General features: G+C 67.0%; 12 protein-coding genes. 7 read left to right on the forward strand and 5 right to left on the reverse strand.

The window, feature by feature from the left end; genetic code table 11:
• Window positions 1-8 precede the first annotated feature (8 nt).
• Window positions 9-1616 carry a B12-binding domain-containing radical SAM protein gene (locus ACVJ6E_RS20670; protein WP_120270259.1) on the reverse strand — a complete coding sequence of 536 codons (1608 nt, stop codon included), beginning with the start codon at window positions 1614-1616 and terminating at the stop codon, window positions 9-11.
• Between the two features lie 438 nt (window positions 1617-2054).
• Between ACVJ6E_RS20670 and ACVJ6E_RS20675 the strand changes: the two genes are divergently transcribed.
• A complete protein-coding gene (locus ACVJ6E_RS20675; RefSeq protein WP_120270258.1) occupies window positions 2055-2255 on the forward strand; it encodes a cold-shock protein in 201 nt (66 codons plus the stop codon).
• Between the two features lie 113 nt (window positions 2256-2368).
• Here the strand turns inward: ACVJ6E_RS20675 and ACVJ6E_RS20680 are convergent, their stop codons facing one another.
• Window positions 2369-3535, reverse strand: a complete 1167-nt coding sequence (locus tag ACVJ6E_RS20680) for an MFS transporter (RefSeq protein WP_208996859.1) — start codon at window positions 3533-3535, stop codon at window positions 2369-2371.
• A 242-nt stretch (window positions 3536-3777) separates the two neighbouring features.
• On the opposite strand from ACVJ6E_RS20680, the gene glpK reads away from it, so the two are divergent.
• From glpK to ACVJ6E_RS20705, 5 genes are all read left to right on the forward strand, one after another.
• Window positions 3778-5274, forward strand: a complete 1497-nt coding sequence (gene glpK / locus ACVJ6E_RS20685; RefSeq protein WP_120270256.1) for a glycerol kinase GlpK — start codon at window positions 3778-3780, stop codon at window positions 5272-5274.
• Between the two features lie 161 nt (window positions 5275-5435).
• The gene (locus tag ACVJ6E_RS20690) at window positions 5436-6374 is read left to right on the forward strand and encodes a bifunctional helix-turn-helix transcriptional regulator/GNAT family N-acetyltransferase (protein ID WP_120270255.1); all 939 of its coding nucleotides are present in this window, start codon (window positions 5436-5438) and stop codon (window positions 6372-6374) included.
• The gene (locus tag ACVJ6E_RS20695) at window positions 6371-7285 is read left to right on the forward strand and encodes a DMT family transporter (RefSeq protein ID WP_120270254.1); all 915 of its coding nucleotides are present in this window, start codon (window positions 6371-6373) and stop codon (window positions 7283-7285) included. The genes ACVJ6E_RS20690 and ACVJ6E_RS20695 overlap by 4 nt, the downstream gene beginning before the upstream one ends.
• Window positions 7286-7431: 146 nt before the next feature.
• The gene (locus ACVJ6E_RS20700) at window positions 7432-8154 is read left to right on the forward strand and encodes a hypothetical protein (protein WP_147421901.1); all 723 of its coding nucleotides are present in this window, start codon (window positions 7432-7434) and stop codon (window positions 8152-8154) included.
• 143 nt (window positions 8155-8297) lie between these two features.
• The gene (locus tag ACVJ6E_RS20705) at window positions 8298-9074 is read left to right on the forward strand and encodes a DUF1194 domain-containing protein (RefSeq protein WP_120270252.1); all 777 of its coding nucleotides are present in this window, start codon (window positions 8298-8300) and stop codon (window positions 9072-9074) included.
• A gap of 9 nt (window positions 9075-9083) precedes the next feature.
• Here ACVJ6E_RS20705 and ACVJ6E_RS20710 read toward each other — a convergent pair whose 3' ends face one another.
• Genes ACVJ6E_RS20710 through ACVJ6E_RS20720 form a run of 3 tightly spaced genes read right to left on the reverse strand, consistent with a single transcriptional unit; the run spans window position 9084 to window position 11765 of the window.
• Window positions 9084-9950, reverse strand: coding sequence for an SDR family oxidoreductase (locus ACVJ6E_RS20710; protein WP_120270251.1), 867 nt, complete (start codon window positions 9948-9950; stop codon window positions 9084-9086).
• Window positions 9951-9975: 25 nt separating this feature from the next.
• Window positions 9976-10824, reverse strand: coding sequence for a TrmH family RNA methyltransferase (locus ACVJ6E_RS20715; RefSeq protein WP_120270250.1), 849 nt, complete (start codon window positions 10822-10824; stop codon window positions 9976-9978).
• The gene (locus ACVJ6E_RS20720; RefSeq protein WP_120270249.1) at window positions 10821-11765 is read right to left on the reverse strand and encodes a class I SAM-dependent methyltransferase; all 945 of its coding nucleotides are present in this window, start codon (window positions 11763-11765) and stop codon (window positions 10821-10823) included. Before ACVJ6E_RS20720 ends, ACVJ6E_RS20715 begins: the two co-directional genes overlap by 4 nt.
• Before the next feature lie 288 nt (window positions 11766-12053).
• On the opposite strand from ACVJ6E_RS20720, the gene ACVJ6E_RS20725 reads away from it, so the two are divergent.
• The coding region (locus tag ACVJ6E_RS20725; RefSeq protein WP_147421875.1) for an SRPBCC family protein at window positions 12054-12418 on the forward strand (365 nt) is incomplete at its 3' end.

Raw genomic sequence — 12418 nt, forward strand, 5'->3', positions numbered from 1 at the left:
GTCGCCGCCTACTCGGCGGCGACGAGGGCCGGCTGCTCCCAGTTGCCGTCCTCGATCTCTGCGATCTGCTCGTCGATGCGCTGCAGGACGAAGCGCGAGAACGGGCCGAGGTGCACGTAGAGTGCCACCATCTGCAGCATCGGGTTGAGCGCCCGCGGATTGTGCCGCAGCGTGTAGGCGATCATGCGCCACAGATGGCCGCGATGCTCGGGCTTGTGCAGGGTGATCGACCAGACCAGCCGGCCCAGCTTCTTCAGGTCGCTGAAAAGCCGCGCATTCATCACGTCGCCGTTCGGCCCGCTCATGTCGAGCATCGAGACCATTTTGCGCAGCCGGGCGAAATAGGCGCCGGGCGAGTAGACCCGCTCGATGACGCGCCGGTAGTCGGCCAGGATCTGGGCGCGCGGGCGCAGGGTCTCGAAATTGAGCCCGGCCGTGCACTGGTCGCCCTTGATGTCTTCGGCATCGGCGATGTCGAACTCGGCATGCAGCCGCCCCTGGGCTGCCAGGCGCCGGGTGAGCTGGGTGTTCGGCAGGGCGTAGAGCAGGCCCGTCATCGCGACGGGAATGGCGGCCTCGTCGATCAGGCCGGCGATCTCGTCCGCCACCCGGTCGCTCTCCTCGTCGAAGCCGACGATGAAGCCGCCGATGACGAAGATGCCCGCTTCGTAGATCTTGTGCACGCTGGCGGCGATGTCGCGGCGCGTGTTCTGCTTCTTGCGGGTGGCGACCAGCACGTCCGGGTCCGGGCTTTCGATGCCGACGAAGACGACGAAGAAGCCGGCCTGCTGCATCATCTTGAGCAGTTCGGTGTCGTCCGCCAGATTGAGCGAGGCTTCGGTGGACAGCTCGAACGGGCGTCCATGCGCCTCCTGCCAGGCGATGAGGTCCGGCAGGAACGCTTTCACCGCCTTCTTGTTGCCGATCAGGTTGTCGTCGACGAAATCGACATGGCCGCGATAGCCGAGGTCGTAGAGTGCCTGCAGTTCCGCCAGGATCTGGGCGCTGCCCTTGGTGCGCGGCTTGCGGCCGTAGAGCTCGATGATGTCGCAGAATTCGCAGGTGAACGGACAGCCGCGCGAGAACTGCACGTTGACCTGGACGTAGTCGGAAAACTTCAGCAGGTCGAAGCGCGGGACCGGCGTGGTGGTGACGTCGGCCTTGAATTTCTCTGCCTCGAAGGTGCCGTGCCGCTCGCCGCGCTCGAACGCCGCGACGAAGTCGCCGAAAATGCCCTCCGCCTCGCCGACGACGCGAAAGTCCGCCGCGGCATAGTGTTCCGGGCTGGAGGTGACGTCCGGTCCGCCGACGACGACGGGAATGCCGGCCGCCTGGCACAGCGCGATGATCGCCAGCGTGTCGCGCTGCTGCGGCAGCATCCCGCCGGTGAAGACGACGTCGGCCCAGGCGAGGTCCTCGTCCCGCAGCTCCGTCGTGTTGCGGTCGACCAGCCGTGGCTCCCAGCTTGCCGGCAGCATGGCCGCGACGGTGATCAGGCCGAGCGGTGGGGCCGGGTACTTGGCGCCGACCAACGTGCAGGTTTCCTGGTAGTTCCAGAAAGAGCCCGCCTGAAAGCGCGGGTACAGAAGCAGGACGTTGATGGCCGGTCGCGACATGGATCCCTCAAGGATGATGCGGAGCTTTGGTCTTCTCGGTGCAGACTATCAGACCCGGCGAGGTTTGTTGTGTCCTAACGGCATCTGGTCAGGGGATTTGGCGCTCTCTTTCGCTGCCCGGTGCGATGCTCCGGCGGAAGACCTTGCAAAATGGAATTCGCTCACCATTTGTTAACAGTGCCTGTTCATGATTGATTGACGATCACGCGCGCCGAACGGTGTCGCAAGCCTGTCACCCTCTCATTGCATAAGGGGGTAGGGCGTTTTCGAAAAACGACCCGAAACGACGTTGGCGCAACTCGTCATGCGTCGGTGCGACACGTTCCGCACCGCGATGGACCTTTCGCAGCCCGGCACTTCGCGATGGCGAAGGCGAGCGCGAGGCACTCGCACCGATTGGTGCAAGGTAAAACAAGAACGATAAGAAAGAGACTGACTATGGAACTTGGTAATGTGAAGTGGTTCGACATCAAGGCCGGTATCGGCGCGATCGAGCCCAACGAAGGCGACTATGTTCACGTGGATATGGCGGCGCTGCGCAAGTCGGGTGTCCCGAGCCTTAGCGAAGGCCAGCTGGTGGTCTATGACCTCGCCTATCTTCGCGGCCACACGGTCGCTGAGAACCTGCGCGTCCTGTAACGTGCCCGGCCGGGAGGACCCGGCCGAAGACGACCTTTCACGCAAGGCTTGCGTGATGCGCGAAGCGCCGATGCCCGGACAAGGCACGGCGCTTTTTGCGTTTCAGGGGCGGCTCAGATCTCCTTCGTCCGCGACAGGCGCCGCAGCCGCAGCATCGCGATCAGCCCGGCCGCCGGCCCCAGCGCCAGCAGGGCCAGAAGCACCGCCCAGCCCGAGTGCCCGGCGATCACCGGCGCGGCCTGTACCGTGACGAAGGTCAGCGCGAAGCCGATGGCCGTCTGCAGGGTCATCAGGCTGCCGGCCTGTTCCGGCGGGGCGAAGTCGGCGACGAGGGCCGAGAATTGCGGCGAGTCCGGGATGATCGAGGCGCCCCAGAGCAGGAAGATCGCCGCCAGCAGCCAGACCGGCCCGCCGAAGCAAAGCGCCGCGGCTATCGCGCTGGCGAAACTGACCGCGAGCGCGATGATCGCCACCGTGTCCTTGCCGATCCTGTCGGCGAACCAGCCGCCGACGATGCAGCCGAGACCGCCGAGTGCGATGGCGGCGAAGGTGACGATGCGGGCGAGCGCCAGCCCTTCGCCTTCGCCGAGCACGGGCACGAAGGCGGCGGCCATCGCCACTCCGGCCCAGGTCCACATGGCATACAGCTCCCACATATGGCCGAAATAGCCGGCATAGGCGAGGCGGATGCGCCGGTCCGTCCAGGCGCGGCGGATCACCGCCGGATCGAAGCGCGGGGAGGTCGCATGATGCGGCCCGAGCCGTACGGCGAGCGCAAGGCCTGCTGCGATGAGCGAGGCGGCGGAGGCGATCAGCACGGTCGCCCGCCAGTCGGCGCCGCCGCCAAGTGCGATCACATGCGGCAGAGCCGAGCCGAGCGTCACGGCGCCGACCAGCAGGCCGACGAGAAAGCCGCGATCCTTCAATCCCCAGCCGACGGCGATCTTCATGCCCACCGGATAGACGCCGGCAAGCAGCGCACCGGTGGCGACCCGCGCCAGGATCGCCCCCGTGCCGCCGATGGGCAGGATCAGCAGAGCCGCATTGACTAGGGCCGCAAGCGCGGCGCAGGCAGCGAAGAGGCGCCCGGGATGCAGCCGGTCGGGCAGGCCGAGAATGGCGGAGGCGAGCGCGCCGATCACGAAGCCGATCTGTACCGCGCTCGACAGCAAGGCCTGGCGCACCGGCGTGATCGGATGCTCGGCCAGCATCTCGGGCAGGATCGCGGCGGAGACGAACCACAGCGACAGCGCCGCGATGACCGCCAGGGCCAGGAGCAAGAGCGAGCGTGTCTTGGGCGCAAGGAACATGGCGGAGCGGCGGCTGGTCGGAAGACTTGCCGGCGATCCGGCGGGGCGGCAGTCTGGCGACAGTAACAGCGGCCGGGCCTTGCGTCGATGCACCGCCGCGCCTGACACGACGCCAACGGGAGATGGCGGGTTTTCGGGTTTCCGGTTTTCTGCTTCGTTTGACTGTCGATTTGGGGCAATAAGGAAAGAAAGCGAACATTTGGAGGAAACGCGTGAGCGGCGCATACATACTCGCGATCGACCAGGGCACCACCTCGAGCCGGGCGATTGTCTTCGATGGCGCATTCCGGTCTGTTGCCGTCGGGCAGCAGGAATTCGCCCAGCATTTCCCGCGTTCCGGCTGGGTCGAGCATGAGCCGGAGGACCTGTGGACCTCGACGCTTGCCGTCTGCCGCGAGGCGCTTGCCGGCATCGACGGCGGGGCTTCGGCCATCGCCGGCGTCGGCATCACCAACCAGCGCGAGACGACGCTGGTGTGGAGCCGCAAGACGGGCGAGGCGGTGTGCCGCGCCATCGTCTGGCAGGACCGCCGCACGGCCGAGACCTGCGCCGCGCTGAAGCGCGAGGGCCACGAGGAACTCTTCACCCGCAAGACCGGCCTTTTGCTCGACCCTTACTTCTCCGGCACCAAGCTGGCCTGGATCCTCGACAATGTGGACGGCGCGCGGGAACGCGCGGAAAGCGGCGAGCTGCTGTTCGGCACGGTCGACAGCTGGCTGATCTGGAAGCTGACGGGCGGCCGGTCGCACGTCACCGACGCGACCAATGCCTCGCGCACGCTGCTCTACAACATCGACGAGAACCGTTGGGACGAGGAGCTCTGCGGCCTGCTCGGCGTGCCCATGTCGATGCTGCCGGAGGTGAAGGACAGCGCGGACGAGTTCGGCACGGTCGATCCGGAGCATTTCGGCGCGGAGTTGAAGATCCTCGGCGTTGCCGGCGACCAGCAGGCGGCAACCGTCGGCCAGGCCTGCTTCCGAGCCGGCATGATCAAGTCGACCTACGGCACGGGCTGTTTCGCGCTGCTCAACACCGGCGAGACCCGGGTGGCCTCGCAGAACCGGTTGCTGTCGACGATCGCCTACCGTCTTGACGGGCAGACCACCTACGCGTTGGAAGGCTCGATCTTCGTCGCCGGCAGTGCCGTGCAGTGGCTGCGCGACGGGCTCGGCATCATCGGGGCGGCGGCAGAGAGCCAGAAGCTGGCCGAAGCTTCCGACCCGGCGAACCGTCTCTATCTCGTGCCGGCCTTCGTCGGGCTCGGCGCGCCCTATTGGGACCCGGATGCACGCGGGGCTATCTTCGGCCTGACCCGGGCAAGCGGTCCGGCCGACTTCTGCCGTGCGGCGCTGGAGAGCGTCGGCTACCAGACCCTGGACCTCATCGAGGCGATGCGGGCCGATGCGGCGCACATGGACACCGACGACATCGTACTGCGCGTCGATGGTGGCATGACTGCCTCGGATTGGACGATGCAGTTCCTCTCCGATCTGCTTGCCGCGCCGGTCGACCGGCCGCAAGTGCTGGAGACGACCGCGCTGGGGGCGGCCTGGCTTGCTGGCTACAAGGCGGGCGTGTGGCCGGGAATGGAGGAGTTTTCACGCTCCTGGCACCTCGACCGCCGCTTCGAGCCGCAGATGGAGGAAGGCGAGCGGGCGCGCCTCCATGCCGGCTGGCAGGACGCGGTGCGCAGAACCCGCAGCGCCTGACGCGAGGCTGGTCGCCCAGCCTGAGAACCGACAGGAAACGACGCGCAGTCCCTAAGGCTGCGCGTTTTTCGTTCTGCGTAATTCCGCCATGGCCATTTCCGTTGACCAACGCATGCGATCCGATATCTTGACTAAGGCAACACTATCAGGAGATCGGCAACATGTTGGACTCTGCCGTGCGCGACGAGGACGTCGCTGCCGTCCGTCAGTTCAACCGCTTCCACACAAGGCTGGTCGGCGCGCTGAACGAGCGCATGCTCGCCACCGACTATACGCTTGCCCAGGTACGCATTCTCCATGAACTCGCCTGCGCCCGCCCCGATGCGCCGCCTTCGGCGCGCGAGTTGGGAGATGTCCTGCAGATGGATGCCGGTTATCTCAGCCGGCTGCTGTCGGGACTGGAGAGCGACGGGCTGCTGGTCCGTACGCCTTCGCCGGAGAACGCCAAGCGGCTGGCGCTGGCCTTGAGCGATAGCGGGCGCGAGGTCTATGCCGGGCTCAACGAGGCATCGACCCGGGAAGTCGGGGCGCTGCTGGCGCCGCTGTCGCAGGAAGAGCGCAGCCAGGTCACCGGCGCCATGGCCCGCATCCGCCGACTGCTGGGCGACACGCCGGACACCCGCACCTTCATCCTGCGCGATCCGCGCCCCGGCGATCTCGGCTGGATCGTCCATCGGCAGGCCGCTCTGTATGCCAAGGAATACGGCTTCGACTGGACCTTCGAGGGGCTGGTCTCGGAAATCGCCGGCAAGTTTATCGCTGAGTTCGATCCGGCCCATGAGCGCTGCTGGATCGCCGAGATGGAAGGCGAGATCGTTGGCTCGGTCTTCGTCGTGCGCCAGGACGAGGAGGTCGCCAAGCTGCGCATGCTCTATGTCGACCCGGCAGCGCGCGGACGCGGGCTGGGCCGGGCGCTCGTTGACGAGTGTCTACGCTTTGCCCGCAGCGCCGGCTACCGGCGCATGGTGCTGTGGACCAACGACATTCTGGTGTCCGCGCGGCGCATCTACGAGGCGGCAGGGTTCGAATTGCTGGAGGAGGAGCGGCACCGCAGCTTCGGCAAGGACCTTGTCGGCCAGATCTGGGGGCGCAACCTGTGAACGGGCCGATCTTCGCCTCGATCTTCACCGGCCTGCAGGTCGGAGCCACGCTGGTGGCGAGCGAGGCGGTGGTCGCCGAAGTCGGCGCCGGGCGGCTGGGTTTCCTGCGCTATGCCATCGCGCTGCTGATCCTGGTGCCGGTCGCGCTGCTCTCGTCCGGCACGCCGGTCTCGCGGCGCGACATGCTTCCCGTGGCGCTGATTGGCATCGGCCAGTTCGGCGTCCTAGTGGCCCTGCTCAACGTGGCGGTGTTGCATACCGGCTCGCCGCGGGTGGCGCTGGTGTTCGCGACCCTGCCCATTGTCACGCTGGCGCTGGGGCTGCGCTTTGCATCGGGGCGCGTTTCGCCGCTGGAGCTCGCCTCCATCGTGCTGTCGGTGATCGGCGTCGTCTTCCTGCTGGCGGGCGAGGCCCTGACTGGCCGCATGCTCGCCTCCGACTGGATCGGCGTCGGCTGCGCGGCGCTGGCGACGCTGACCGGTGCGCTATGTTCCCATCTCTACCGGCCGTATCTGCAGCGCTGCGGCGTCGCCAAGGTCAGCGTCATCGCCATGCTTGCCTCGCTGGTGCCGCTCGGTGTCATGGCGCTTTTCGAAGGGCAGGGCCTGCCGATGGGCGACTGGTCGCGGCAGACGCTGGTTCTGGTCGGTTTTGTCGGCCTGTCGAGCGGCGTTGGTTTCCTGCTCTGGCTCTATGCGCTGAGCCGGCTGCAGGCCGCGGTGGTCACGGCCTTTCTCGGTCTCAGCCCGGTGACGGCGGTGATCCTGTCGGTGGTGTTCCTGGGGGCAGCGCCAACGCTGACGCTCGCCGTGGCCATGGTGCTGGTGGTCGGCAGCCTTGCCACGACCGCCTTCGCGCAGCGCCGTGGGCGAAAGATGCCGCCCCTGCCGGCAGGAGGCGGCGGAGGTTAGGGTGTTTCGCACTCATTGAGAGCATTACCTATAGTGAATTTCGTCTTATGATTGAAAATAGCCCGTAATCGGGATTGAATGCCTTTCGGGGTTTCGCTTGCGGAGACCCGATGGTGCTTCATTCATGCATTTTTCAGGAGACGATCATGTCCGCGACCAGCCATTCCTTGCATGCGTTGCCACTTCCCTACGCCGGACTGCCCTATGTCGACGATGTCGAGCGTTTCGATGAGACGGGAGATGGGCATCTGTTTTCGAAGATTGCCGACATTCTTGTCGAGGCTGGCCTCGAAAACACGTTCGGCGTCAGTCTTCTTCATGTTCACTTCACGCTCGGAGCCGGCGAAGTGGTCTGGGAAAGCCACGACAGGCGCGCCAATACTCTCTCGACCGGGGTGTGTGCGCAGGCCTCCGTTCTCTCCCGTGGCGGCCTGCCGACCTCGTGGCGGTTTCTGGACGGCCGCTGGCTGCCGCTTGCCTTCGCCCGCCACGGGCTGGGCGAGGCGGACCTGTCGCGGGCTGCGGCCGCGATGGAGCGGATCGGGCGCGTGCTGGAAGAGACCGGGCAGGCGGGGCGGTTCGGCCTTTGTCTGGCACAGGGCGGGCTTCGCTCCTGGCCGCTGCGCATCCATGTGGAGCGCACCGACGAGGCCGGGCGGCGCCAGATCCTGGCGCCCGAATGGCTGCCGCTGCGCGACCGCGGGCAGGATCTCGACACATCCTGGACGTTCCGGCCGTCGTTGCTGGCACGGGCCGGCATTGTCCGAAACTCCGGCAAGCGGTGCCGCACCAAGTGCAAGACCACATGCCTCGTGGGGAGCGTCCACGGTCCCTGGCATGAGGGAAAGACGCACGAAACTGGTGCGTGACCGGGGCGCCAAGGCGGCTGACCTTTGCTAGCCACAGCCTGCTCGGGCTGGCGATAATGTGAAGGACTGCCGATTGTTTGGCCTTTCGGCTCCGCCGCGGGCCGTGTTTGACTGAAGGTCCCGGACGTTCAGGAGACACGGCCATGCGCGCACTCGCCTGCCTTGCCCTTTCCCTCCTCGTGGCGCTCGCCGCGCCGGTCCACCGGGCAGGTGCCGAGGAGCTCGACCTGGAACTGGTGCTGCTCGCCGATTCCACCGGCTCCATCGATGATGCGGAAATCCGGTTCCAGCGGCAGGGCTATGCCGATGCGATCACCGACCCGATGGTCCTCTCCGCGATCCTCGACAATGTCTACGGCAAGATCGCGGTGACCTATGTCGAATGGGGCAACGACGTCTCGCAGGACGTGGTGGTCGCGTGGACGGTCATCGACGGACCGCAGGCGGCGCAAGACTTCGCACAGAAGCTGATGGCTGCGCCGCGGCGCGCCTTCGGTCGCAATGCCATCGGCTCGGCCCTGCTGAAGGGCAAGCAGCTGATCGAGGGCAACGACTACACGGGCCTGCGCCGTGTGATCGACGTTTCCGCCGACAGCGCGAACAGCTGGAGCGGGCCGCCGCTGGAAACGGCCCGCGCCGAGGTGGTTGCCTCGGGCATCGTCATCAACGGTCTCGCCGTGCTGTGCCGCCACTGTTCCGGCCGACCGGTCTCCTACGATCTGGAGGCGGCCTTCGCCGAGCGCATCATCGGGGGGCCGGGTTCCTTCGTCGTCTCGGCCGATTCCACCGCGACCTTCGCCGATGCGGTCCGCAAGAAGCTCATCCTGGAAATCGCCGCCATTCCGCCTCGGCGCAATCTTGCAGCACTCGAGGGACCGAAGGTGCGCTTCGGCGCGGCAGCCGAGACGGCGGTGGACTGACGCGGCGGCTCAGCGCCAGCCGTCGCGGTGGAGGGTGTCAAGCGCGGTCCGGTAGTCGGGATAGCGGAACGTGTAGCCGAGCTCCCGCTTCACCCGCTCATTGGAGACGCGCTTGTTCTCGCCATAGAAGGAGCGGGCCATCGGCGACAGGTCGGCGGTCTCGAAATCCTGCTCCGGCGGCGGCGCAACGCCCAACAGCTCCGCCGCATAGGTGATCACGTCCTGGGGCGGCGCCGGTTCGTCGTCGGTGACGTTGAAGATACGCGTCGCCGGGGTGGCATGGACCGCCGCCTCCAGCGCACCGGCAATGTCTTCCACATGGATCCGGTTGAACACCTGGCCCGGCTTGATCAGCCGGCGGGCGGTGCCCTTCTCGAAGTTCATGAAGGCATTGCGGCCCGGCCCGTAAATGCCAGACAGGCGGAAGATCTGGACCGGAACGTCATGTTCCGCTGCAAAGGCGAGCCAGGCCTCTTCCGCCTCGACCCGCTGGCGGGAGCGCCGCGATACTGGCCGGCAGGGCGTTTCCTCGTCGACCCAGCCCCCGTCGTGATTGCCGTAGACGCCGACGGTGGAGAGGTAGCCCACCCAGTTCGGGCGCGCGGCGGCAAGGTCGGCGGCGTGATGGGCAAGCACCGGATCGCCGGCCTCGCCTGGCGCGATGGAGACGAGCACATGGGTGGCATCGGCAAGCGCCTCGCGCACTGCCTCGCTGGGCGCAGTGCCGTCGAAAAGGACGGGCACAATGCCCCGCTCGGCAAGCCGCGCGGCCTTCTCCTCGCTTCGCGTAGTCGCCGTGATCGTCTCGCAGCGGCTGGAGACGCGTCGGACGAAAGCATCCGCCGAATAGCCGAGGCCGAAGACGAAAAGGCGCATGGTTCAGGCTCCCGAAAAGGTCTGATCAGGTGAGTGAGAGGTCGCCGCGACGGATCTCGTAGAGCATCACGGCAGTCGCGACCGCCAGATTGAGGCTGTCGGCCTGGCCTGTCTGCGGAATGCGAGCGAGCGCGCTGCAGGCCTCCGCCATCTCCTGCGGCAGGCCGGACTGCTCGTTGCCCATCAGCAGCAGCGACGGGCGGCGATAGTCGATGGTGCGATAGTCGGACGAGCCCTTGAGATGGGTGCCGACGACCGTGCCCGGCCAGCGTGCGGCGAGCTCGCGAAAGCCCTCGCGGGTGAGGCGGGCCAGCGGCACATGGAACAGCGATCCCATGGTGGCGCGCACCGCCTCGACGGCGAAGGGATCCGTGGTGTCGCCGACCAGGATGACACCGGATGCCCCGACCGCGTCTGCGGTGCGGATGATGGTGCCGAGATTGCCAGGGTCGCGCACCTGGTCGAGCGCCACCCACACGCCCTGCGGCGCAGCGGCGAAGGCCTTCTCCAGCGCGGAAGCGGAGAGCAGGCGCTGCCCGTATACGCCGACGACCATCTGCGGATTGTCGCGCCGGGTCATTGCGGCCAGTACGGCGGTGGAGACCTCCAGGATCGTGGCGCCGCGCGCCCGCGCGGTGGCTGCGACCTCGCGCGCCGGGGCGCTGTCGCGCGCCTCCGGGCCGAGCACCAGCATGTCGACCTCCCAGCCGGCAGCCAGCGCGTCGGTGGCAAGCTTCAGCCCTTCGGCGACGAAGCGCCCGCTCTTCTGGCGGTGCTTGCGCTGGGCGATCAGCGCCTTGATGTCCTTGACCAGCGGATTGGAGAAGGAGGTGACCTGCTTGACCTGTCCGGGACGCGGGAGGTTCGTGCTCATGAGGCGCTCCAGCGGCTGTAGAGCGAGGTGGAGAGAGCGCGGCTGCCGCCTTCCTCGCGCAGCACCAGCTCGCCGGAGGCAAGCACGCCGCCGCGCCGCGACAGGGTTTCGGCCATCAGCTCGTGCAGCGACAGGAAGCTCGCCCGGATCGCATAGGCCGTCAGCACCAGGAAGTCGGCTTCCGGCGACAGGATCTCCTCGATCATCGGCATCAATGCGGGCAGGCTTTCATAGAGGTCCCAGACCTCGCCCTTCGGGCCGCGGCCGTATTTCGGCGGATCGAGCAGGATGCCGTCGTAGCGGTTGCCGCGCTTGACCTCGCGGGCGACGAATTTCACCGCGTCCTCGCAGATCCAGCGCACCGGCAGGTCGTCCAGCCCGGACATCGCCTGGTTCTCGCGCGCCCAGCCGATCGCCTTCTTGGAGGCATCGATATGGGTGACCTCCGCCCCGGCCGCGGCCGGCACCAGCGAGGCAAGGCCGGTATAGCCGAACAGGTTGAGGATGCGCATCGGCTTGCCGCCGGCTGCCTTGCGGGCGGCCACCCGCTCGGCCATCCACTGCCAGTGCGCGGCCTGCTCGGGAAACACGCCGACATGGCGGAACGACATGAACCGACCGAGGAAGTGGACGTCGTGAAAGCGCATCGGCCAGGTTTCGGGCAGGTCGCGGTTCAGCCGCCAGCGGCCCGGGCCGTCGTCCTCGTCATTGCCGGTGAACACGGCATCGGCCGACAGCCAGCGCTTTTCCGGCAGGCGCGGCGCGCCCATCGCCTGGGGCTCCGGCCGGTCGACGACGATGCGGCCGTAGCGCTCCAGCTTGCGTCCGTGCCCGAAGTCGAGCAGCGCGTAGTCCTCCCAGCCGCGTGTTTCCAGCATCAGCGGCCAGCATGCGGCCGGCGGCTTGCCGGCAGGGGCGGGAACGGGATCGGAGCCGGGCATGGCGGAGCGAGCGGACACGGGAACGAACTGCCTTTTCGTACGGCCCGGCGCCGGGCCGGGCAAGATCTGGCGCCCACCGTCGCGCGGGTGCCGTTTCCGTTGGCCTTAGGGCGGTTCATGGCGCGGGTCAATCTCCTCGGGCCGCCCGCGCGCTGCTGCGCTGCACCAAAGAGAAGTTTGTAGCTGATTTTCTTTCAAGCACTTGAAAGGTGTGACCGGCTTGGCCAAGCTTAGGGAAAGGGTCGGCGTTCCGCAGGGCGCGCGCCGAAGAGAGGGATTGGCGTTTCCATGGATTTGGTTGGTGAGTATCGGATTTTGGCAGGTCGCGGGGCGGTTTGGGCCGCGCTGAACGATGCGGATGTTTTGCGTCGTTGCATTCCCGGTTGCGAGGAGCTCGAGAAGGTTTCGGATCGGGAGATGACGGCGACGGTCGTTGCGAAGATCGGGCCTGTGAAGGCGACGTTCAAGGGTGCGGTGACGCTTGAGAACCTGAACCCGCCTGAGAGCTACACGATCGTCGGCGAGGGCAAGGGCGGGGTTGCCGGCTTTGCCAAGGGTGCGGCGGATGTGTCGCTGGCCGAGGACGGGGCCGAGACGGTGCTGAGCTACACGGTGAAGGCGCAGGTCGGCGGCAAGCTGGCGCAGCTTGGCAG

It is taken from the genome of Stappia sp. G46H5W, assembly GCF_058448995.1.

Excerpts from the sequence above, each read along its gene's own strand:
- ACVJ6E_RS20670 (WP_120270259.1), bottom strand. The coding sequence starts at position 1,616 with ATGTCGCGACCGGCCATCAACGTCCTGCTTCTGTACCCGCGCTTTCAG.
- ACVJ6E_RS20675 (WP_120270258.1), top strand. The coding sequence starts at position 2,055 with ATGGAACTTGGTAATGTGAAGTGGTTCGACATCAAGGCCGGTATCGGC.
- ACVJ6E_RS20690 (WP_120270255.1), top strand. The coding sequence starts at position 5,436 with ATGTTGGACTCTGCCGTGCGCGACGAGGACGTCGCTGCCGTCCGTCAG.
- ACVJ6E_RS20700 (WP_147421901.1), top strand. The coding sequence starts at position 7,432 with ATGTCCGCGACCAGCCATTCCTTGCATGCGTTGCCACTTCCCTACGCC.
- ACVJ6E_RS20705 (WP_120270252.1), top strand. The coding sequence starts at position 8,298 with ATGCGCGCACTCGCCTGCCTTGCCCTTTCCCTCCTCGTGGCGCTCGCC.
- ACVJ6E_RS20710 (WP_120270251.1), bottom strand. The coding sequence starts at position 9,950 with ATGCGCCTTTTCGTCTTCGGCCTCGGCTATTCGGCGGATGCTTTCGTC.
- ACVJ6E_RS20715 (WP_120270250.1), bottom strand. The coding sequence starts at position 10,824 with ATGAGCACGAACCTCCCGCGTCCCGGACAGGTCAAGCAGGTCACCTCC.
- ACVJ6E_RS20720 (WP_120270249.1), bottom strand. The coding sequence starts at position 11,765 with ATGCCCGGCTCCGATCCCGTTCCCGCCCCTGCCGGCAAGCCGCCGGCC.